Raw genomic sequence first — 18,474 nt, forward strand, 5'->3', positions numbered from 1 at the left:
CCAGGCGGCACGGGTGGGCGCGGGCGGCACCCTGCCGGCGCCGGTAAGCGACACCCCCGCCCCACCCACCCGCACCAGCCAAGGAACCCCCACATGACCAGCCTCCTCGTGATCGCGAAAGAACCCCGCCCCGGCAGGGTCAAGACGCGGCTCACCCCGCCGTTCTCGCCCGAACAGGCCGCCGCGCTCGCCGAGGCGTCCCTCACCGACACCCTGCACGCCGTGGCCCGGACCCCCGCCACCCGCCGCATCCTGGTACTCGACGGAGACCCCGGCCCCTGGCTGCCGCCCGGCTTCGACGTCGTACCGCAGTGCGCGGGCGGCCTCGACGCGCGTCTCGCCGACGCCTTCGCCCGCTGCTCCGGCCCGGCCCTCCTCATCGGCATGGACACCCCCCAGGTCACCCCGGCCCTGCTCACCGTGGACTTCGCGGACTGCGACGCCTACTTCGGTCCCGCCGAGGACGGCGGGTTCTGGGCGCTGGGGCTGGCCGACCCGGACCCCGCGCTGCTGCGCGGGGTGCCGATGTCCACGGCGGAGACCGGCGCGGTACAGCGGCGGCGGCTCGTCGCCGCCGGGCTGCGGGTCCAGGACCTGCCTCGGCTGCGGGACGTGGACACCGCCGCGGACGCCGCCGCCGTCGCCGCCCTCGCCCCGCACGGCCGCTTCGCCGCCCGCCTGGCCCGGTACGCGGCGGACAGCGGGACGGGCCGCCGATGACCACGTCGCCGCCGGTCGCCTGGACCGGCGCCGACCCCTACGCCACCGCCCTGCGCACCGGCCGCGGCCCGCTGTTCCTGCGCCGCACCGACGGGTGGCTGCTGCCCCTGGACGTCGAGCGCTGGTGCGCGCGGGCCGACCCGGTCGACCGGGAGGTCCTGGACCGCTGCGAGGGCGCCGTCCTCGATGTCGGCTGCGGCCCGGGGCGGCTCGTCGCCGAACTCGCCGCCCGGGGCCGTACCGTCCTCGGTATCGACGTCAGTACGGCCGCCGTCGAGCACACCGTGCGCCTCGGCGGCCAGGCGCTGCGCCGCTCGGTCTTCGAGCCGCTGCCCGGCGAGGGCCGCTGGGGCACCGTCCTGCTCATGGACGGCAACGTCGGGATCGGCGGCGAGCCGCGCGACCTGCTCGACCGGGCGGCCCAACTCCTCGCCCCCGGGGGACTGTTGATCGCCGAGACCGCCCCGGTGGACGTCGACGAACGCGCCCGCGTCCACCTCACCGACGCCCAGGAGGCGGTCGGCGCCCCCTTCCTCTGGGCGCGGCTCGGCACCGCGGCCCTGCTGCGGTACGCGTGGGGCTGGGAGCGCTCCGGTCAGTGGGCGGCCGGCGGGCGCCGCTTCGTCGCCCTGCGCAGCCGGCACGCCAGCAGCAGCGCCGAGCCGCCGAAGAGCACGGCGGTGATCAGCAGCCAGCGGGCCAGGTAGCCGTCCGCCGAGCGGCCGGTGGCCGACCGGTAGTGCCCGGCCACCATCCCGCTGATCAGCGGGAACCACACCAGCAGAAGCAGCGCGGAGAGCGCGGCCGGGACCCGGACGTACATCGCCCTCCCCCACTGCCCCAAAGGCGTGGGCGATACCCCCACCCGGCGCCCGGCGGCGCCCAGCCCGCGGACCGCCACCCGGTCGGCCAGCGAGTACAGCGGCAGCAGCACGAGGTCGTGCAGCAGGGCCGCACCCACCACCCACAGCACCACACCGAGCCAGTCGCCGGACAGCAGCCGTACGCCGGCATAGGCGGCGAGTGCGAACGAGCAGGCCAGCAGGAGGAGTTGCAGAGGGCTGCCGAGCGGGAGGCGCAGCCGCCGCAGCAGGGCGCGGACGGGCAGGGGCGAGCGCATCACAGGTCTCCGAAGGTCATCCGGGCCACCCACTTGGTGTTGAGGACACCGGGCGCGGCGGGCACGATCACGCGCGCCGGGTAGCCGTGGTCGGGGGACAGGTCCTCGCCGTTCACCTGGAGGGCGAGCAGGGAGCGCGGGTCGGCGACCTGGTTGGCGCGCAGGGCCGCGCGGCGGAAGGCGCCGTGCAGCTGGATCGACTCCACGAGCACGTCCGGCGGATCGCCGTCGTAGCCGACGAGTGCCGCGAGGTCGCGCAGCCGCACCCCGCGCCACCACTGGTCGGCGGTGGACCAGCCCTCGACGCAGGCGATGGGCAACGCGGCGCTGTGCAGGGGCAGTCGGAGCAGTTCGGTGCGGCTGAGGCGGACCGTCCGGCCGTCGCGTCCGGTGACGACCAGCCGCCAGGCCTCACCGCCGGTCACCTTGGCGTCGATCCCGGCGTACGCGGCCGTCTTGTTGATCTGGAAGCCGTTCGGCCCGCTGCCGGGGTCGGCTCCGCCGTGCGGCGCGAGCAGGGCGGTGCGCCGCAGCGCGCCCCCGATGCTCTGTCCGGCCGTGGTGACGAGCAGCAGCAGGGACGCGCCCCCGACGAACCAGAGCGCCCCGCGCCGGGACACGGTCGGCGCGTCCGGCCGGGTGGCCGCCAACTCTCCTTCGTCCCGCCGCCGTTGCCGGACCGCCCGGAGCGCCGTCGGCATCTTGAGCGCCGCATGGGCCACGAAGGCGGCGAAGAACACCCAGGCGCCGTAGAAGTGCAGGGGGTAGAAGGAGCCGGGGAAGACGTAGTCGAGCTGGACGTTGAGGACGCCGGTGGTGAACTCGAAGAGACCGCCGCCGACCAGCAGCAGCAGTGAGATCCGCTCCAGCGCGTGCGCGAGCGAGCGGGCCGGGGGCAGTGTGAACAGCTTCGGCACCACCGACCACAGCTTGGCGAGCAGCACCGGGATCAGGGTGACGCCGAGGGTGACGTGCAGGCCCTGGGTGAACCGGTAGAGCCAGGACGGGTTCGTCGGCCACGAGAACAGGTAGAAGCCGAGGATGCCCTTGTCCGGGGTCTGGTCGTTCACCGGGGCCAGGTTGGGGTTGTAGGCGGCGTACGACACCAGTCCGGTGACGAACAGCACGGTGATGCCGACGAGCAGCACGAGGCCGAGCACCGAGGTGAACCAGGTGCCGCGCAGCGGGCTGCGCCAGAAGCCGGGTGAGGTGGGAAGCCGTGGGTCGTCGTGTCGCATGGTCCGACCGTAGGCCGGGAAAACCCCCGGAACGGGTGCGCGACCCATGACGAAAGTCTGACGCCGGCCGCCTGATCCACTCTTTCGCCCGGTCACCGACCTAGCGTTCCGGTGTGACCCGCGCTCCCCACCGTGATCGCCCCGCCGATCTGTACGCCGTCCTCGCAGCCGCCCTGCTGGTGCTCGTCGCCGTCCTGGTCGGCCGGCACCTCCAGGACACCTACCGCGTCCTGTTCGTGCACTGGCCGCCGCTGTTCGCCGACTGGGACCCGCACGTGGGCCCGGGCACCCCGGCCGCCGTACTGGTCGCGGCCGCCGTGGTGGCGTACGGGCCGAACCTGGCCGTGCGGCTGCCCTGGCGCGGGCTGCTCGCCGCGGCCTGGGGGACCTGTCTGGCCTGGACGTGGTCGCTGGCGCTGGTCGACGGCTGGCAGCGGGGCGTGGCCGGCCGGCTCACCAGCCCGAACGAGTACCTCACGGTCATCGGCCGTTTCCACGACATCCCGGCGACCCTGCGCGACTTCACCCACCACATCGTGAGCGGCACCCCCTCCCCCTGGCCCGCCCACATCGCCGGGCACCCGCCGGCGGCCACCCTCACCTTCGTCCTCCTTGACCGGGCCGGGCTGCACGGCGGCGGCTGGGCGGGCGCCTGGTGCATCACCGTCGGGTCCACGGCCTGTGTCGCCGTGCTGATCGCGGTGCGGGCACTGGCCGACGAGCGGCTCGCCCGGCGGGCCGCGCCCTTCCTGGTCATGGCCCCGGCCGCGGTGTGGGTGGGCGCGTCCGCCGACGGGTACTTCGCGGCGGTCGCCGCCTGGGCGGTGGCCCTGCTGGCGCCGGCGGTGACCGGACAGTCCGTGGGGTGGGCGGCGGGCGCGGGACTGCTGTACGGCCTGACCGTCTATCTGTCGTACGGCCTGACGCTCTTCGCACTCATCGGGGCGGCGGTGCTGGTGCTCGGCCGGCGTCGGGTCCGGGCCCGGCCGGTGGTCCTCGCCCTGCTGGTGGCCGGGGCGGCGGTCGTCCCGGTCGTGTTCACGCTCGCCGGGTTCGACTGGTGGCAGGGGTACCGGCTGCTGGTCACCCGCTACTACCAGGGCGTCGGCGGCACCCGCCCGTACGGCTACTGGGTGTGGGCCAACCTGGCCTGCACGGTGGTCATCACCGGTCTGGCGACGGTGGCGGGGCTGCGGCGGGCGGGCACCACGCTCGTCCACCGCCGTACGACGGGCTCCGCACCGGTCCGCCTCGCCTTCCTGGTGGCGGTCGCGCTGCTCGCGCTGCTGGTCGCCGACGTGTCCGGGATGAGCAAGGCGGAGACGGAGCGCATCTGGCTGCCGTTCGCGATGTGGCTGCTCCCGGCGTGTGCGTTCCTGCCCCGGCCGCGCGCCTGGCTGGCGGCACAGGCACTGCTCGCGCTCCTGATCAACCATCTGCTGTTCACCGGGTGGTGACCCTCCGCCGGTGAATCCGGCGGTCTCCCGCTGAACGCCGTCGTCCGGATGCCGCCGTTCAACGCACGGCCGCCCGGGAGGCGGTGGCGCTCTGCCCCGCCGGGGCGATACACGTCCGCGAGGACTGACAGCCCGCACGCGGGCGTCAGGCGGGCCGGGCCGCGCTCGGTACGCCTGCCGCCCGGGCGTCGGCCGTCGGGGCGTCGGCCGCCGCCGTGAGCCGGGGCAGCAGCCGGGCGAGTGCTCCCCCGTCGGCTATTTCGGCTAGCAGCCGGGCCTGGTCGGTGCGGACCCGGCGGGCGGCGCGCCGGTACAGGTCGTCGCCACGCGAGGTGAGGTGGAGCAGAACGCGGCGGCGGTCGTGCGGATCGGGGCGGCGGTACACCAGGGTGCCGGCGACCATGCGGTCCACGAGCTTGGTCAGGCTGGGCGCCGGCATCAGCGCGTACTCGGCGATCTCGGACATCGGATGCCCCTGGCCGTCCCCGACGATCGACAGGACCCGCCACTCCTCGACCGTGCAGTCCTCCTCGGCCAGCACCGCGGCCAGCCGTTGCACGACGCGCCGCTCGGCGTGGCTGAGAAGGTGGGCGAGGTCCGGCGAGGAGGGTACGGACGGCATTGCCGGTGTCCTTCCGATAGGTCTACTGTGCGCGCACAATACGAGCCTCCGCGAGGGCGCCGGGGCCCGGGACCGGAATCCGCGTTCCCCCTGCCCGCACGGAGGTGGCCTGATGCACAGGGCGCCGCCGAGCGACCCCTCGGGCACGCCCCTGGTCGTCGCCCTGGTGGTGCCGTTGCAGGGACCGGCGGGGGTCTTCGGGCCGTCGTGCGAGGCGGCCGCGCACCTCGCCGTGGAGGAACTCAACTCCACGGGCGGCGTGTTGGGCCGGGAGATCCGACTGCTCACGGTGGACGGCGGGGCGCCGCCGCGGCGGGTGGCGGCCGAGGTCGGGTCCCTGGTCGCGCTGGGCGCCGTGGACGGGGTGGTCGGCTGGCACACCTCGGCGGTACGGCAGGCGTTGCTGCCCCGGATCGCGGGCCGGGTGCCGTACGTCTACACCGCCCAGTACGAGGGCGGCGAGCGGACTGAGGGCGTCTTCCTGACCGGTGAGACCGATGCCGCCCAACTGCTGCCCGGTATGCGGCTGTTGGCGGAGGCGGCCGGGGTACGGAGCTGGTGCACGGTGGGCAACGACTACGTCTGGCCCCGGGTGACCGCCCGCGCGGCCCGGACGTATGCGCGGGAGTGCGGGGGCCGGGTGCGGGACGAGGTGTTCGTGCCGCTCGGAACGGACGAGTTCGGGCCGGTGCTGCGCCGGATCGAGCGGTGCGAGGCGGACGCGGTCCTGATGCTGCTGGTCGGGGCGGACGCGGCCCGCTTCAACCGGGCGTTCGCCGGCTACGGGCTGCACCAGCGGTGTCTCAGGCTGAGCACCCACATGGACGAGAACATCCTGCTGGCCACGGGCGCGGAGGCCACCGACGGGCTGTGGGCGACGGCCGGTTTCTTCGAGACCCTCGCGACCGCGGAGAGCCTCGACTTCAGCGCCCGGTACGCGGCCCGGTTCGGCGTGCACGCACCCGTCGTGGGGAGCCTCGGCGAGTCGTGCTTCGAAGGGGTACGGCTGCTGGCGGCACTGGCCGAACGGGCCCGGTCGCTGGACGTGCGGACGATGTGCGCGGTGCGGGACTCGGTGTCGTACGAGGGCCCGCGCGGTGCCGTACGGCTGCACGGCAACCATCTCGCACAACGGCTGTACCTGGCGCGGGCGGACGCCTTCGACTTCCATATCGTCACCCAACTCTGACCCCAACTCCCCAACTCCGCCCGATACTTCCCACGGGAAGTATCAAGCTTTGTCTTTTAAAGCAGGTGAAACGTTCGGGAAACAGCGCGCAGCGACTCTTCCGTGCAAACGACCGGGGACGAGAGAGGGCAGAGTCGTGACGGAAATCGTCGGCAAAGAGGCGCCACCGGCCGTGGTGGACGGCGGCACGGACGGCAAACGGACCTACAACGACTGGGCGAAGAACGACACACTGGAGGACTACTCGCTGCGCTACGCGCCGAAGTCCTTCCGCCGCTGGACCCCGTACGTGGTGGCCACCACGGCGCTCGGCGGTATCGCCTATCTCGCCGACTTCGCCATCGGCGGTTCGATCGCCATCTCCAACGGGTTCTCCAGCGCGATGGTGGCGATCCTGACCGCGGCGGTGGTCATCTTCCTCACCGGCATCCCGATCTCGTACTACTCGGCCAAGTACTCCATCGACATGGACCTGTTGACCCGGGGCGCCGGCTTCGGCTACCTCGGCTCGACGCTCACCTCGGTCATCTACGCCAGCTTCACCTTCATCTTCTTCGCCCTCGAAGGCTCGATCATGGCGCAGGCCCTGGAGCTGGGCCTGCACATCCCGCTCGCCGTGGGCTATCTGATCTGCTCGGTCATCATCCTGCCGCTGGTCATCTACGGCATGACCGCGCTGTCGAAGATGCAGGTGTGGACGCAGCCGGTGTGGCTGGTGCTGATGGTCGCGCCGTTCGTGTCGATCGCGATCCAGGAGCCGGGCAAGTTCTCGGAGTTCACGCACTTCGCGGGCAACTCGCCGACGGGGTCCGGCATCAGCATGCTCGGGGTCGGCGCGGGTGCGGGCGTCGCGCTGTCGCTGATCGCGCAGATCGGTGAGCAGGTGGACTATCTGCGGTTCATGCCGGACAAGACGCCGGAGAACGGCAGGAAGTGGTGGGCGGCCGTGCTCTCCGCCGGTCCGGGCTGGGTGGTGCTCGGCGCGGCCAAGCAGATCGGCGGCGCCTTCCTCGCCTTCTACATCGCCGGCAGCGTGGGCCTGGCCACGGCCAACGAGCCGATCCAGCAGTACGTGTCCGGCTTCAAGACGTTCGCGGCGCCGGTCGCGCTGGGCCTGGCCACGTTCTTCGTGATCCTCTCCCAGATAAAGATCAACTCGACGAACGCGTACTCCGGTTCGCTGTCCTGGTCGAACTTCTTCTCCCGACTGACCCACCGTCACCCGGGCCGGGTCGTCTACATCTTCCTCAACGTCGGCATCGCGCTGGCCCTGATGGAGGGCGGGGTGTTCGGCTTCCTGAACACCGTGCTCGGCTTCTACTCCAACGTGGCGATCGCCTGGATCGGCGCGGTCGTCGCCGACCTGGTCATCAACAAGCCGCTCAAGCTGAGCCCGTCGTACATCGAGTTCAAGCGCGCCCATCTGCACAACTTCAACCCGGTCGGCTTCGGCTCGATGCTGATCGCGTCGGCGGTCTCGATCGCCGCCTACTTCAACGCCTTCGGGGAGTACGGCAAGGCGTACTCGCCGTTCATCGCGTTGTTCCTGGCGATGGTGCTCTCGCCGCTGTTCGCGGTGCTGACCAAGGGGAAGTACTACATCGCCCGCGTCGACGACCTGGCGGAGCCGCTGCTGGGCGCGGACGGGCTGCCCTCGGCGGCCGTGCTGACCTGCACGGTGTGCACGACCGAGTTCGAGCGGCCGGACGTGGCCAACTGCCCGTTCCACGCCGGGGCGATCTGCTCGCTGTGCTGCAGCCTGGAGAAGGACTGCCACGACTCCTGCAAGAGCGGGCCGGTCGCGCTCGCCATGCCGGCGGTACGCTCCGCGGACTGACCGGCCCCACCACCCCTCACCGCTCCGGCTCGTGCCCCTCGGCGCGGGCCGGAGCACCTGTGTGCAGGCCGTCCATGAGGAGCCGGATCTGGCGCTCGGCCTGCCCCTTCCAGTCCCCGTCCACGTCCAGGCGCAGCAGGCCGCCCATGGCCCGCACCACGTCACCAGTGTCCATGTCGGACCGGAGCGTCCCCGCGGCGACGCCCGCCGTGAACAGGGTGCCGATCGTGTCGTAGACCTTCGCGTACGACTCCCCGCCGTCGGGTCCGGCGCTGCGCAGCGCCTCCGACATGTGCTGCTTCGTCACCAGCAGGCCGGCCAGCCGACCCATGAACTCGCGCAGCGCCCGGTCCGGCGGCAGCTCCGCGAGCAGCTCGTCCCCCACGGCGCACAGCTGGTCCACCTCGTGCTCGTAGGCGGCGAGGACGAGGGACTCCCGGGTCGGGAAGTGCCGGTAGAGGGTGCCGATGCCGACCCCGGCCGCCCGGGCGATGCTGTCGAGCGGCGCGTCCTTGCCGGTGCGCGTGAACTCCTCCAGGGCCGCCGCCACGAGCTTCTCCCGGTTGCGGCGGGCATGGGCGCGCACGGGCCGTGCGGGCCGTGCGGGTCCTTGTCCGTTCATGCGGTACTCCCCTCCAGGCCGGTCACCGTACCCGGCATTCTTCCCACTTGCTTACCGGAGGATCCTCCGTTAGCGTCATTGCTACCGGAGGATCCTCCGGTAACTGTCATCGTACGTACCGCGAACATCGAACGGAGACATGCCGTGGACACGGTTTCTCTCGGTGGCCTCACCACCTCCGCCCAGGGGCTCGGCTGCATGGGCATGAGCGAGGGATACGGCCCGACCAGCTGGGACGACGCGACCGCCACCCTGCACCGCGCCCTCGACCTGGGCGTCACCCTCATCGACACCGCCGACGCCTACGCCTTCGGACACAACGAGGTGCTGGTGGGCCGGGCCATCGCCGGCCGGCGTGACCAGGTCCAGCTCGCCACGAAGACCGGCATCGACCGCATGGGCAGCGACACCTGGGTGCTGCGCGGCGAGGCGAACTACATCAAGCGCGCCTGCGACGCCTCCCTGCTGCGGCTGGGCGTCGACCACATCGACCTCTACTACCTGCACCGGCCGCCGCAGACCGCCGAGATCGAGGAGTCCGTCGGCGCCATGGCGGAGCTGGTGAAGGAGGGCAAGATCGGGCACATCGGCCTCTCCGAGGTGAACGGCGAACTGCTGCGGCGCGCCAGTGCCGTCCACCCCATCGCGGCCGTACAGAGCGAGTACTCGATCTGGTCCCGTGACCTGGAGACCACCGTCGGGGACGCCCTGCGTGAGCTGGGCGTGGCGCTGGTGGCGTACTCGCCGCTCGGCCGGGGCTTCCTGACCGGCACGGTCGACGTCACCGCCCTGCCGACGGGCGACGCGCGACGGCGGCTGCCGCGCTTCCAGACGGTGGCCAACAAGGCGATCGCGGACGCCATCCGCGCGCTGGCCCGGGCGCGGGATGTCGCCCCTGCGCAGCTGGCGCTGGCCTGGGTGCACGCGCGCGGCGCGCGGCTCGGCGTGCCCGTGGTGCCCATCCCGGGGACGAAGCGCGTGAAGTGGCTGGAGCAGAACGTGGCCGCCGCGGGCATCGAACTGACCGCCGAGGAGATCGCCACGCTGGACGGACTGGCCGCACAGACGGTGGGTGGCCGCTACTGAGCCCCGCCGCGACCGCCCCCGACCGGCGCGAAGCCGCCCCCGACCGGCGCGCGGGCGCCGGTCAGGGGCGGGGTCGGCCTGTGAGCGCCCTCACATCGTCCGGTTCGAACTTCTCTTGGTCCCCGGCGTCCTGCCGTTGTCACCACGAACCGCCGGACACGGAGAAGAAGCCATGACCGAACCCCTGACCGATCCCCTCGCCACCGGAACGCACACCGTCGAGACCGACGGTCTCGTGCAGCGCTACCACGTACACGGCACCGGGCCGGTGTGTGTCGCGCAGTCCGGCGGGCCAGGGATCGCCTGGGAGTACCTGCGGATGCCCGAACCGGAGCGGCATCTCACGGTCGTCTACCCGGAGCCGGTCGGCAGCGGCGGCTCCGACCGCCTGCCCTCCCACCCGCACGGCTACAGCCGGGCCCGCTACAGCCGGTTCCTCGGCGCGCTGATCGAGCACCTCGGCGTCACCGAGGTGCACCTGCTGGGCCACTCGCACGGCGGCTTCGTCGCGCAGTACCACGCCCTGCACCACCCCGAGCACATCGCCGGAGTGATCCTCTACGACAGCCTGCCGGTGACCGGTCCCGAGCACATCGCCGAGACCGTCGGCCAGTTGGAGGCGTTCGCCGCCCGGAACGCCGACCGCCCCGGGCTCCCCGAGGTACTGGCGGCGTTCCGGGCCATTGCGTCCGTCGACAGCGACACCGCGCGCACCGCGGTCGCCCGGGGGCTGTTCCCCGCGTACTTCGCGGACTACTGGGGCCGGGAGGCGGAGTTCGCCCCCCTCCGGGCGGCTGTGACGTCCACCTACCTCTCCGGTCTGGACGAGGACCTCTCCCCGATCGTCGTCGACGACCGCGCCGACCTCGGCCGGCTCTCCGTGCCCGCCCTCGTGCTGGCCGGCCGCCACGACTTCATCTGCGGAGTGCGGTGGGCGGAGGAACTGCACGAGCTGATCCCCGGCTCGGACCTGCTGATCCTGGAGAACAGCGGGCACTTCGGCCACATCGAGGAGCCGGAGGCCTTCGCCCGGGCGGTGACAGGCTTCGTGACCAGCACCCGCCAGGAAACCCGGTCCCTCTAGGCGATGCGTGCGGCCGCCCCGGCGGTGGCACGCCGGGCGGCCCGGCGGTCGACGCGGACCGGCTCCCCCATTTACGGCGAGGTGTGTACTCCCGGAGCGAAGCGCTCACCCTGAGCTCGACCGGCGACCGGCGACCGGCGACCGGCGACCGGCGACCGGCGACCGGCGACCGGGGCGAACTCTTCACCGGTCTGCACGGCGCGGGCTGGGTCGGCGTGCCCGACATCGAGGCACCGCGGAGCGCCGGAGCGCCCCCTGAGGCCCCGGCGCTGACGACCGGACGGCGCCCGGAGTGGGGGGGACGGCGCGATGGTCAGCCGCGGTCGGCGCGGGAGCCGCCGAGGTCAGCCGCGGGTGACGCGACGGCCGCGGAGGTCAGCCACAGGAGACGCGACGGCCGCGGAGGTCAGCCGCGCCCGGGTGCCGGGGCGGCATCGCCCTCCACCACCTCGACGCACGGCTCTTCCGGCTCGGCGCCCACCAGACTGGCGGGCAGCAGGGAGAGATGGGCCATGTCGCCGGGCGGGGGCGTCCGCGTCGACCACAGGGGCGCGGGGGTGCCGTCGGCGACCGCGGCCGGGGCGTCGGTGAGGTTCATGCGCTCGCGCAGCCGGCCGTAGAAGTCCATCGGCGCGAGCCGGACCACCCGCAGCCTGGCCGGGGCGGCGTACACACCGATCCAGTCCCCCGGTCCCAGGACGCCCCGCACCTGTCCGTCGACGCTGACCGCGGCCTGCCCCGAGCGTTCCAGGACACGCAGGCCGACGGGCTCGTCCGGGGCGGTGACGACCGACCGGTTGAACGTCATGTGCGGAGCGACCGGCGTGAAGACGAGCGCGTCCGCGCAGGGCGAGACGACGGGCCCGCCGGCCGCGAAGCTGTAGGCGGTCGAACCGGTCGGGGTCGCCACCAGCAGCGCGTCGGCGGAGTAGGAGGCGAGCAGCCGCCCGGAGACGTACACGCCGACGGACACCTGGCGGTCCCGGGACAGCTTCTCCAGTACGACGTCGTTGACCGCGGTGACGTGCAGGGGCACACCCCAGTCGGCGTCCTCCTCGCAGTCGGTGCGCACCTCGGGCGCCGGCAGCAGCGGCCCGCGGCCGTAGCGCATCAGCCCCTCCATGTCGGAGGGCACCTCCAGCCGGCGGGAGGCGCGCATGGTGAGCAGCATCCGGCTGTCGACGGTGAACCGGTCCTCGCGGATCGCGTCCAGCGCCTCCCGCACCGAGCAGGCCGCCACCTCGGTCAGGAAGCCGACCCGGCCCAGGTCGACGCCGAGGACCAGGGCGTCGTGGTGGGCGGCGAGCCGGGCGCCGCGCAGGAAGGTGCCGTCACCGCCGAGGGTGACGATCAGGTCGGGATCGCCCGCGGCCGCGACCTCCTCCCCGGAGCTGTGCCGTCCGCCGTCGTGCCAGACGTCGATGTCCGTGCACCGCACGTCGTGCTCCGCCGCCCACGCCCGTACGGTTCGGGCGGCGTCCACCGCCTCCGCCCGGCCCCCGTGCACCACCAGTCCGAGCCCGTTCACCGTCATCTTCCGCCTCCAGGACACCGTGCTCAGCCGTTGTCCCCCACGCTGTCACGGCCGGGCGGATCTCACAGGCCAAGAGAGATGGCCAGCCGGGTGAGCTCGGCCGTGGTGTTGATGTCGAGCTTGGCGCGGATCCGGCGGAGGTAGGCGTCGACGGTGTGCCGGGAGAGCCCCATCAGGCGTGCGGCCTGCAGGTATGTGCAGCCCGCTGCGATGTGCTTCAGCGTCTCGCGCTCACGCGGGGCCAGCGCGACGGCGGTGGTCTCGGTGTGCTGGGTGACAACGGCGAAGCTCATGAGGATTCCCTTGCCGGATTGACCGATAGTGGCGATTTGTCCGTTTACAAAACCCTGACAAGCCGACGTCATGACACTGTCCGCCGTCCGTCACAGGCGTGTCACAGGAACCCCGGGTGCGCATGTCGGCGGCGGCCGGGTGGTACCGGCGCGGACTGGTGCTCCGTGTCGGCCGGGATCATCCTGGGAGAAGAGCCGGCCGTGCAGGTTCCGCGAAGGATGAGCGGCGATGGAACGACGTCCCACCCCTCCCAGCAACCGGGCGCAGACCCACGCCGTACCGCAGGGGGCCTACACCGCCGCGGTCACGGTCGACGAGCGGGGTGCCGTGACCGGCTGGAGCGACGGGGCCAGGCTGCTGCTGGGCTACCCGCCCGCCGAGATCCTGGGGCAGGAGGCCGCCCGGCTGCTCGCCGAGCCGGACGGAGTCACCTGGCGCGAGGCGGCCGCCGGCGCGCGGTGGAGCGGGACCGCGGCCCTGCGCCACCGGGACGGGCACCGGCTGGACCGGGACGTACTCGTGCACCGCCGGCCCTCCGGCGATCGGCCGGGCGGCACGGAGTGGCGGGTGGTGTCCGCCGTCACCGGACCGCCGGTGGCCGCCGCCGACCGGACGCTCGGGGAATGGGCCTTCGGCCAGTCCCCGTGCGTCGCCGCCGTCTTCGACGAGGAGCTGCGGCTGGTGCTGGCCAGTGTCGGGATGCAGCGCGGCCTGTCCCTCGCCGAGGGCACGATGCGCGGGCTGCGGCTGACCGACATCGCGCCGTACGAGGGCGGCGCCGAGGCCGAGTCCGGTATGCGGCGGATCCTGGCCGGCGGCGGCCCCGAGGACGTCCACCTGCGTCCGGACCCGGCCGACCCCGACCAAGACTGGCACGGATGGCTCGCCCCGCTGACGGACACGGACGGGCGGGTGCGGGCGGTGACCCTGACGGCCCACTCCGATCCGTCCGAGCAGCTGGTATGGCGGCGGATGCTGCTGCTGAGCGACGCCGGGGTACGGATCGGCACCAGCTCCGACGTGCAGCGCACCGCGCGGGAGCTGGCCGACGTCGTCGTCCCCACCTTCGCCGACGCCTGCGCCGTGGACCTGCTGGACGCCGCCAGGCCCGGTGCACCGGCCGCCGACGGCCGCGCGCTGCGACGGGCGGCCGTACGGGCGGCGCCCCAGAGCCCACCGCTCCCCCATCCCTCCGGCGAGGTGCTGCGCTGCCCGCCCTGGTCGCCGTCGGGCCGGTGCCTGGCGGAGGGACGGGGCACGGTGTACGCGAGCGACGACGAGATCGTGACCCGCTGGACGCGGGAGGATCCGCTGGCGGCCGCGTGGATCCGGGAGAGCGGGGCGCACTCGCTGATGGCGGTGCCGCTCCGGGCGGCCGGCACCATGTTCGGGGTGGCCCTGTTCGGTCGGAACCTGCGCAGCGAGCCGTTCGACCCGGAGGATCTGTGGCTGGCCGAGCAGCTGGCGGCCCGTGCCGCCACCAGCATCCACGGCGCCGAACGCACCCAGCGCCAGCACACCACCACGATGACCCTGCAGCGCAGCCTGCTCCCGCAGACGCTGCCCGAACAGGCGGCGCTGGACATCGCCACCCGCTATCTGCCCTCGGTCAGTCAGGCCGGCGTGGGCGGCGACTGGTTCGACGTGATCCCGCTGTCCGGGACCCGGGTCGCGCTCGTCGTGGGCGACGTGGTCGGCCACGGCGTGCGGGCCGCCGCCACCATGGGCCGGGTCCGCACCGCCGTCCGCACCCTGGCCGACGTCGACCTGCCGCCCGACGAACTCCTCAGCCACCTCGACGACCTGGTCGTCCACCTCTCCGCCGAGGAGGCCGGCGCCGACAACGCCGAGGAGACCGCCGGCGGCGTCGGCACCACCTGCCTGTACGGCGTGTACGACCCGGTCACCCGCCGGTTCACCGTCGCCCGGGCCGGACACCCGCCGCCCGCCGTGGTCACCTCGGGCACGGTCCACTTCCTCGACGTGCCGGCCGGACCCCCGCTGGGCCTGGGCGGGCTGCCCTTCGAGTCCTTCGAGACGGAACTGCCCGAGGGCAGCCTGATCGCCCTCTACACCGACGGTCTGCTCGAACCCCGCGACCATGACATCGACGAGGCCCTCGACAAGATGTTCGACGCGCTCGCCCGCCCCGCGCAGAACCTGGACACCGTCTGCGACCGGGTCCTGACGACCATGCTCACGCACCGCCCCGACGACGACATCGCCCTGTTGGTCGCCCGCACCCGGGCCCTGCACGCCGACCGGGTCGCCACCTGGGAGCTGCCCTTCGACCTGGCCGCCGTCGCCGATGCCCGCAAGCACGCCACCGACCAGCTGGTCGCCTGGCAGCTGGAGGAGGCCGCGTTCATCACCGAGCTGATCGTCAGCGAGATGGTCACCAACGCGTTCCGGTACGGCCGGCCGCCCGTCCGGCTCCGGCTCATCCACGACGACCACACCCTCACCTGCGAGGTCTTCGACTCCAGCAACACGGCCCCGCACATGCGGCGGGCCCACACCTACGACGAGGGCGGCCGCGGCCTGCTCCTCGTCGGCCAGCTCACCCAACGCTGGGGCACCCGCCACGCCACCACCGGCAAGACCGTCTGGGCGGAACAGTTCCTCACCGGGGACTGAGCATTCCGGCGGACTCGGAGCGGACTCGGAGGGGTCAGGGACCGAACACCGGGCGGGCCCAGGCGGGCGGGCCGGGGGTGGGTCCGGTGCCCCGGCGGACCGTGGGGGTCCGGTCGGTGGGGCGCTCCGGCGAGGCCGGCTCTCCCGGTACGACGCCGTACGCGGCGAGCCGCAGCGCGCCCACGAACTCCAGGCAGGAGCCGTAACGGTCCTCGGGGACCTTGGCCAGCGCCTTGGCGAACACCTCGTCCAGCCCCGGCGGCAGCCCGGTCCGCACCTCGCTCAGCGCGGGCGGCCGGTCGTACTGGTGCGCCCAGAGCAGGGCGATGTCCTCGTCCCGGACGAACGGCGGACCGCCGGCGAGCATCTCGAAGACCACGCAGGCCAGGCTGTAGAGATCGCACCGGCCGTCCACCGGGCGGCCCGAGATCTGCTCCGGCGCCACATAGTCCAGCGTGCCGACGAACTCGCCGACCGTCGTGAACCCCGTCAGCGACAGCGACTTCTTGGTGAGCCCGAAATCCGTGAGATAGACGTGCTCCGGGTGGTCGCTGTCGGTGCCCCGCGCCACCAGCACGTTGCCGGGCTTCACATCCCGGTGCACCAGATCGTGCTCATGGGCCGCGTCGAGCGCCGAGGCGACCTGGGTGGCGATCCGCAGGGCCGCGGCCACCGGCAGCACGCCCTCCTTGTCCAGCAGCGCGCGCAGATCCGGGCCCGACACGTAGCGCATCGCGATGTACAGCACGCCGTCCGTCTCGCCGGCCTCGAAGATCGGCACGATGTGAGGGTGGTCGAGGGCGGCCGCGACCCGCGACTCGTAGGTGAAGCGGCGGCGGAAGGTGTCGTTGCGGGCCATCTCCGGGGCGAGCAGCTTCAGGGCGACGGTGCGGTCCAGGCGCAGGTCCGTGGCACGGTAGACGACGGCCATCCCGCCCCGTCCGATCTCCCCCTCGACCTCGTAACCCGCGATGCGCGTCGCCATGGCATGTCCACCCCGTAGCGTGTCAGACCTGTCCAAATCGTAAACCAGCGGTGCGGCGTCCCGCCTGGGCGGCGGTGCTCACGCACATGGGCGGTGGGCGACGGCCGAGAAGACCTCTGCCCGCCACTTCCAGTAGGCCCGCGGTGGGCGGCGGGGTCACGTTCCGACAGCTCGGGACTTGACCTGGGGAAATCCCGGTCCTTAAGGAGCGGCCGCCTGCCAGCCGGTCCAGTGCGACACGGTCACGAGGACGACCGGACCGCTCGGCGGGCGTTCCCGGTACTGCGGGTATTTCTCCCGAAGCGGTTCGATGACCGCCGTGTCGACGGGAATCACCCGCGCGGTACCGTCCGCGCGAACCCACCACAAGTGGTCCCAGTTCTCGTCGTACTCGTCCACGAGCAGGCTCACGGCCGGCTGTGCGGCGATATTGCGCAGCCGCTTGAGGCGGGGCGTGGTCTTGGGTTTGTGGTCTACGGCGGTGACGATCCCCTCGGCCCCGTACCGCGCGAAGACGATGGGCACCAGATGCGGGCGGCCGCTCTCGTCGACGGTGGCGAGCCGTGCCACGCGTGCCCCGGCGAACCGCCGCCGCGCCTCGTCCTCGCCCAGTTCCGGCACGGCGTCCCCTCCCCGTCAGGCGTCGCCCAGCGCGTCCAGCACGTCGGCGTCGGTCAGCTGCGCGAAGTCGTCGTACCACTGGCCGACCGCGTTGAACACCTCCGGCCGGTACGGGCAGACGACGAGGTCGGCCTCGGCGGCGAGCGTGTCCAGGGAGTCGGGCGCGCCGACGGGGACGGCGAGCACGGTCCGGGCGGGACCCCGGCCCCGTACGTGGCGCAGCGCGGCGCGGGCGGTGGACCCGGTGGCCAGGCCGTCGTCGACGACGATCACGGTACGGCCGCGCAGCTCGGGCGCCGGCCGCCCCTGCCGGTAGCGGCGCTCGCGGCGGCGCAGTTCCCGCCGCTCCCGTTTCACCACGGGGGCCAGGGTGTCCTCGCTCATGCCCAGGTGTGCCAGGGTCGCCCGGTCGAGGAGCGGCGGGTCGTCCCCGGCGATGGCGCCGACACCGAACTCCTCGTGGTGCGGGGCTCCGATCTTGCGTACGACGAGCACGTCGAGCGGGGCCGACAGCTCGCGCGCGACCTCCGCGGCGACGGCCACGCCGCCCCGCGGCAGCGCCAGCACGATCGGGTCCGGCAGGTCGCCCTCGTCGCTCAACTTCCGCAGTACGGCGGCGAGTTCGCGACCGGCCTGGACGCGGTCCCGGTAGCGCACGGCTCGTCCTCTCCGGTCGGGGTCGGCCCCCTTCTTCCATGGTCACACCCGAAGGTGTCGAAGACCGAGTCCGTCCAGAGAATTCGTACACACATTCTATACACGGTGCACATAATGAAAGCAGGCGGTTTGCCCGCCCATGGCGGGAATCGTACGGACCCGGGACCGGTTCCGGCCCGCCTTGGACGTTTCTGTCGGCCCTGTGAACAGACGGTGTGCACCCCGCGGAGCCTGGCCGATTCCCTACGATCGTTCCGTGGTCACCTTCCTTCTCCAACGCACGGCTCCGCTGCCGATCGACGAGGCGTGGCGCCGGCTCACGGAGTGGTCCGCGCACGCCGATGCGGTCCCTCTGACCCGCATCACCGTGCTCACCGATCCGCCGACCCACGAGGGCACGGTCATCGTGGCCCGTTCCGGGCTCGGGCCGCTGTCCTTCGAGGACCCCATGGAGGTGACCGTCTGGGAGCCCCCCGAGGACGGCGGCTCCGGCCGCTGCCGCCTGGTCAAGCACGGCCGGGTGGTGCTCGGCTGGGCCGAACTGGAGGTGCACCCGGGGCCGGGCGGCCGTACCCGCGTGGTCTGGCACGAGGAGCTGCGGGTGCGGGGGCTGCCGTCGGCCTTCGACCCGCTGGTGCGCAGGGCCTCCCAGGCGGTGTTCGGACGGGCGGTCAACGCCCTGCTCAGGAAGGCGTAGGCGCCGCCCCGGTGGCCACCCCTTGGCAGATCCCGGTCGCACGATGGACAGTGGCCCTCCGGTGCCGAACGGTC

The 18,474-nt window shown here is 72.9% G+C and carries 18 protein-coding genes; 9 read left to right on the forward strand and 9 right to left on the reverse strand.

Annotated features, from left to right (window positions below; all coding sequences use genetic code 11):
• The first annotated feature begins 93 nt into the window (after positions 1-93).
• Both ACWGJB_RS18750 and ACWGJB_RS18755 read left to right on the forward strand, forming a co-directional pair.
• Positions 94-720, forward strand: coding sequence for a TIGR04282 family arsenosugar biosynthesis glycosyltransferase (locus ACWGJB_RS18750; protein WP_453381249.1), 627 nt, complete (start codon positions 94-96; stop codon positions 718-720).
• Positions 717-1,427, forward strand: coding sequence for a class I SAM-dependent methyltransferase (locus tag ACWGJB_RS18755; RefSeq protein ID WP_453381250.1), 711 nt, complete (start codon positions 717-719; stop codon positions 1,425-1,427). Before ACWGJB_RS18750 ends, ACWGJB_RS18755 begins: the two co-directional genes overlap by 4 nt.
• Here ACWGJB_RS18755 and ACWGJB_RS18760 read toward each other — a convergent pair.
• The gene (locus ACWGJB_RS18760; protein ID WP_453381251.1) at positions 1,316-1,840 is read right to left on the reverse strand and encodes a hypothetical protein; all 525 of its coding nucleotides are present in this window, start codon (positions 1,838-1,840) and stop codon (positions 1,316-1,318) included. The two genes, ACWGJB_RS18755 and ACWGJB_RS18760, sit on opposite strands and share 112 nt — an antisense overlap.
• Entirely contained in the window at positions 1,840-3,078 is a 1,239-nt protein-coding gene (locus tag ACWGJB_RS18765; RefSeq protein WP_453381252.1) for a molybdopterin-dependent oxidoreductase, read from the reverse strand. The genes ACWGJB_RS18760 and ACWGJB_RS18765 overlap by 1 nt, the downstream gene beginning before the upstream one ends.
• 113 nt (positions 3,079-3,191) lie before the next feature.
• On the opposite strand from ACWGJB_RS18765, the gene ACWGJB_RS18770 reads away from it, so the two are divergent.
• A complete protein-coding gene (locus ACWGJB_RS18770) occupies positions 3,192-4,535 on the forward strand; it encodes a hypothetical protein (protein WP_453381253.1) in 1,344 nt (447 codons plus the stop codon).
• 145 nt (positions 4,536-4,680) lie between these two features.
• On the opposite strand, the gene ACWGJB_RS18775 is transcribed toward ACWGJB_RS18770, so the two are convergent.
• Positions 4,681-5,157: a MarR family winged helix-turn-helix transcriptional regulator gene (locus tag ACWGJB_RS18775; protein ID WP_453381254.1), complete on the reverse strand. Its 477-nt coding sequence runs from the start codon at positions 5,155-5,157 to the stop codon at positions 4,681-4,683.
• Between the two features lie 112 nt (positions 5,158-5,269).
• Here ACWGJB_RS18775 and ACWGJB_RS18780 point away from each other — a divergent pair, with 112 nt between their 5' ends.
• Both ACWGJB_RS18780 and ACWGJB_RS18785 read left to right on the forward strand, forming a co-directional pair.
• Positions 5,270-6,346, forward strand: coding sequence for a substrate-binding domain-containing protein (locus ACWGJB_RS18780; RefSeq protein WP_453381255.1), 1,077 nt, complete (start codon positions 5,270-5,272; stop codon positions 6,344-6,346).
• A gap of 136 nt (positions 6,347-6,482) precedes the next feature.
• On the forward strand, positions 6,483-8,183 hold the full coding sequence (locus ACWGJB_RS18785; RefSeq protein WP_453381256.1) for a purine-cytosine permease family protein: 1,701 nt from the start codon (positions 6,483-6,485) through the stop codon (positions 8,181-8,183).
• Between the two features lie 16 nt (positions 8,184-8,199).
• Here ACWGJB_RS18785 and ACWGJB_RS18790 read toward each other — a convergent pair whose 3' ends face one another.
• Positions 8,200-8,805, reverse strand: a complete 606-nt coding sequence (locus tag ACWGJB_RS18790) for a TetR/AcrR family transcriptional regulator (RefSeq protein ID WP_453381257.1) — start codon at positions 8,803-8,805, stop codon at positions 8,200-8,202.
• Positions 8,806-9,003: 198 nt separating this feature from the next.
• On the opposite strand from ACWGJB_RS18790, the gene ACWGJB_RS18795 reads away from it, so the two are divergent.
• Both ACWGJB_RS18795 and ACWGJB_RS18800 read left to right on the forward strand, forming a co-directional pair.
• Positions 9,004-9,891 (forward strand): aldo/keto reductase, encoded by an 888-nt coding sequence (locus tag ACWGJB_RS18795; RefSeq protein ID WP_453381359.1) that lies wholly within the window; start codon positions 9,004-9,006, stop codon positions 9,889-9,891.
• Between the two features lie 172 nt (positions 9,892-10,063).
• Positions 10,064-10,975 (forward strand): alpha/beta fold hydrolase, encoded by a 912-nt coding sequence (locus tag ACWGJB_RS18800; RefSeq protein WP_453381258.1) that lies wholly within the window; start codon positions 10,064-10,066, stop codon positions 10,973-10,975.
• Between the two features lie 406 nt (positions 10,976-11,381).
• On the opposite strand, the gene ACWGJB_RS18805 is transcribed toward ACWGJB_RS18800, so the two are convergent.
• Together ACWGJB_RS18805 and ACWGJB_RS18810 are read right to left on the reverse strand one after the other, a co-directional pair.
• Positions 11,382-12,509 carry an NAD(+)/NADH kinase gene (locus ACWGJB_RS18805; RefSeq protein ID WP_453381259.1) on the reverse strand — a complete coding sequence of 376 codons (1,128 nt, stop codon included), beginning with the start codon at positions 12,507-12,509 and terminating at the stop codon, positions 11,382-11,384.
• 62 nt (positions 12,510-12,571) lie between these two features.
• Positions 12,572-12,802 (reverse strand): response regulator transcription factor, encoded by a 231-nt coding sequence (locus ACWGJB_RS18810; RefSeq protein ID WP_453381260.1) that lies wholly within the window; start codon positions 12,800-12,802, stop codon positions 12,572-12,574.
• A 229-nt stretch (positions 12,803-13,031) separates the two neighbouring features.
• Between ACWGJB_RS18810 and ACWGJB_RS18815 the strand changes: the two genes are divergently transcribed.
• Positions 13,032-15,440 carry a SpoIIE family protein phosphatase gene (locus ACWGJB_RS18815; RefSeq protein WP_453381261.1) on the forward strand — a complete coding sequence of 803 codons (2,409 nt, stop codon included), beginning with the start codon at positions 13,032-13,034 and terminating at the stop codon, positions 15,438-15,440.
• 34 nt (positions 15,441-15,474) lie between these two features.
• Here the strand turns inward: ACWGJB_RS18815 and ACWGJB_RS18820 are convergent, their stop codons facing one another.
• From ACWGJB_RS18820 to ACWGJB_RS18830, 3 genes are all read right to left on the reverse strand, one after another.
• A complete protein-coding gene (locus ACWGJB_RS18820; protein ID WP_453381262.1) occupies positions 15,475-16,425 on the reverse strand; it encodes a serine/threonine-protein kinase in 951 nt (316 codons plus the stop codon).
• 201 nt (positions 16,426-16,626) lie between these two features.
• Positions 16,627-17,046, reverse strand: a complete 420-nt coding sequence (locus ACWGJB_RS18825) for a TIGR03668 family PPOX class F420-dependent oxidoreductase (RefSeq protein ID WP_453381263.1) — start codon at positions 17,044-17,046, stop codon at positions 16,627-16,629.
• A gap of 15 nt (positions 17,047-17,061) precedes the next feature.
• Complete coding sequence (locus ACWGJB_RS18830; RefSeq protein WP_453381264.1) at positions 17,062-17,703, reverse strand: phosphoribosyltransferase; 642 nt, start codon at positions 17,701-17,703, stop codon at positions 17,062-17,064.
• A gap of 256 nt (positions 17,704-17,959) precedes the next feature.
• On the opposite strand from ACWGJB_RS18830, the gene ACWGJB_RS18835 reads away from it, so the two are divergent.
• Entirely contained in the window at positions 17,960-18,400 is a 441-nt protein-coding gene (locus ACWGJB_RS18835) for an SRPBCC family protein (RefSeq protein ID WP_453381265.1), read from the forward strand.
• Positions 18,401-18,474: the final 74 nt, after the last annotated feature.

Source organism: Streptomyces sp. NPDC054813 (assembly GCF_053611365.1).

Coding starts and splice junctions, on each gene's coding strand:
- ACWGJB_RS18800 (WP_453381258.1), top strand. CDS start 10,064: ATGACCGAACCCCTGACCGATCCCCTCGCCACCGGAACGCACACCGTC.
- ACWGJB_RS18795 (WP_453381359.1), top strand. CDS start 9,004: ATGGGCATGAGCGAGGGATACGGCCCGACCAGCTGGGACGACGCGACC.
- ACWGJB_RS18805 (WP_453381259.1), bottom strand. CDS start 12,509: ATGACGGTGAACGGGCTCGGACTGGTGGTGCACGGGGGCCGGGCGGAG.
- ACWGJB_RS18760 (WP_453381251.1), bottom strand. CDS start 1,840: ATGCGCTCGCCCCTGCCCGTCCGCGCCCTGCTGCGGCGGCTGCGCCTC.
- ACWGJB_RS18765 (WP_453381252.1), bottom strand. CDS start 3,078: ATGCGACACGACGACCCACGGCTTCCCACCTCACCCGGCTTCTGGCGC.
- ACWGJB_RS18810 (WP_453381260.1), bottom strand. CDS start 12,802: ATGAGCTTCGCCGTTGTCACCCAGCACACCGAGACCACCGCCGTCGCG.
- ACWGJB_RS18750 (WP_453381249.1), top strand. CDS start 94: ATGACCAGCCTCCTCGTGATCGCGAAAGAACCCCGCCCCGGCAGGGTC.
- ACWGJB_RS18755 (WP_453381250.1), top strand. CDS start 717: ATGACCACGTCGCCGCCGGTCGCCTGGACCGGCGCCGACCCCTACGCC.
- ACWGJB_RS18815 (WP_453381261.1), top strand. CDS start 13,032: ATGGAACGACGTCCCACCCCTCCCAGCAACCGGGCGCAGACCCACGCC.
- ACWGJB_RS18790 (WP_453381257.1), bottom strand. CDS start 8,805: ATGAACGGACAAGGACCCGCACGGCCCGCACGGCCCGTGCGCGCCCAT.
- ACWGJB_RS18820 (WP_453381262.1), bottom strand. CDS start 16,425: ATGGCGACGCGCATCGCGGGTTACGAGGTCGAGGGGGAGATCGGACGG.
- ACWGJB_RS18780 (WP_453381255.1), top strand. CDS start 5,270: ATGCACAGGGCGCCGCCGAGCGACCCCTCGGGCACGCCCCTGGTCGTC.
- ACWGJB_RS18775 (WP_453381254.1), bottom strand. CDS start 5,157: ATGCCGTCCGTACCCTCCTCGCCGGACCTCGCCCACCTTCTCAGCCAC.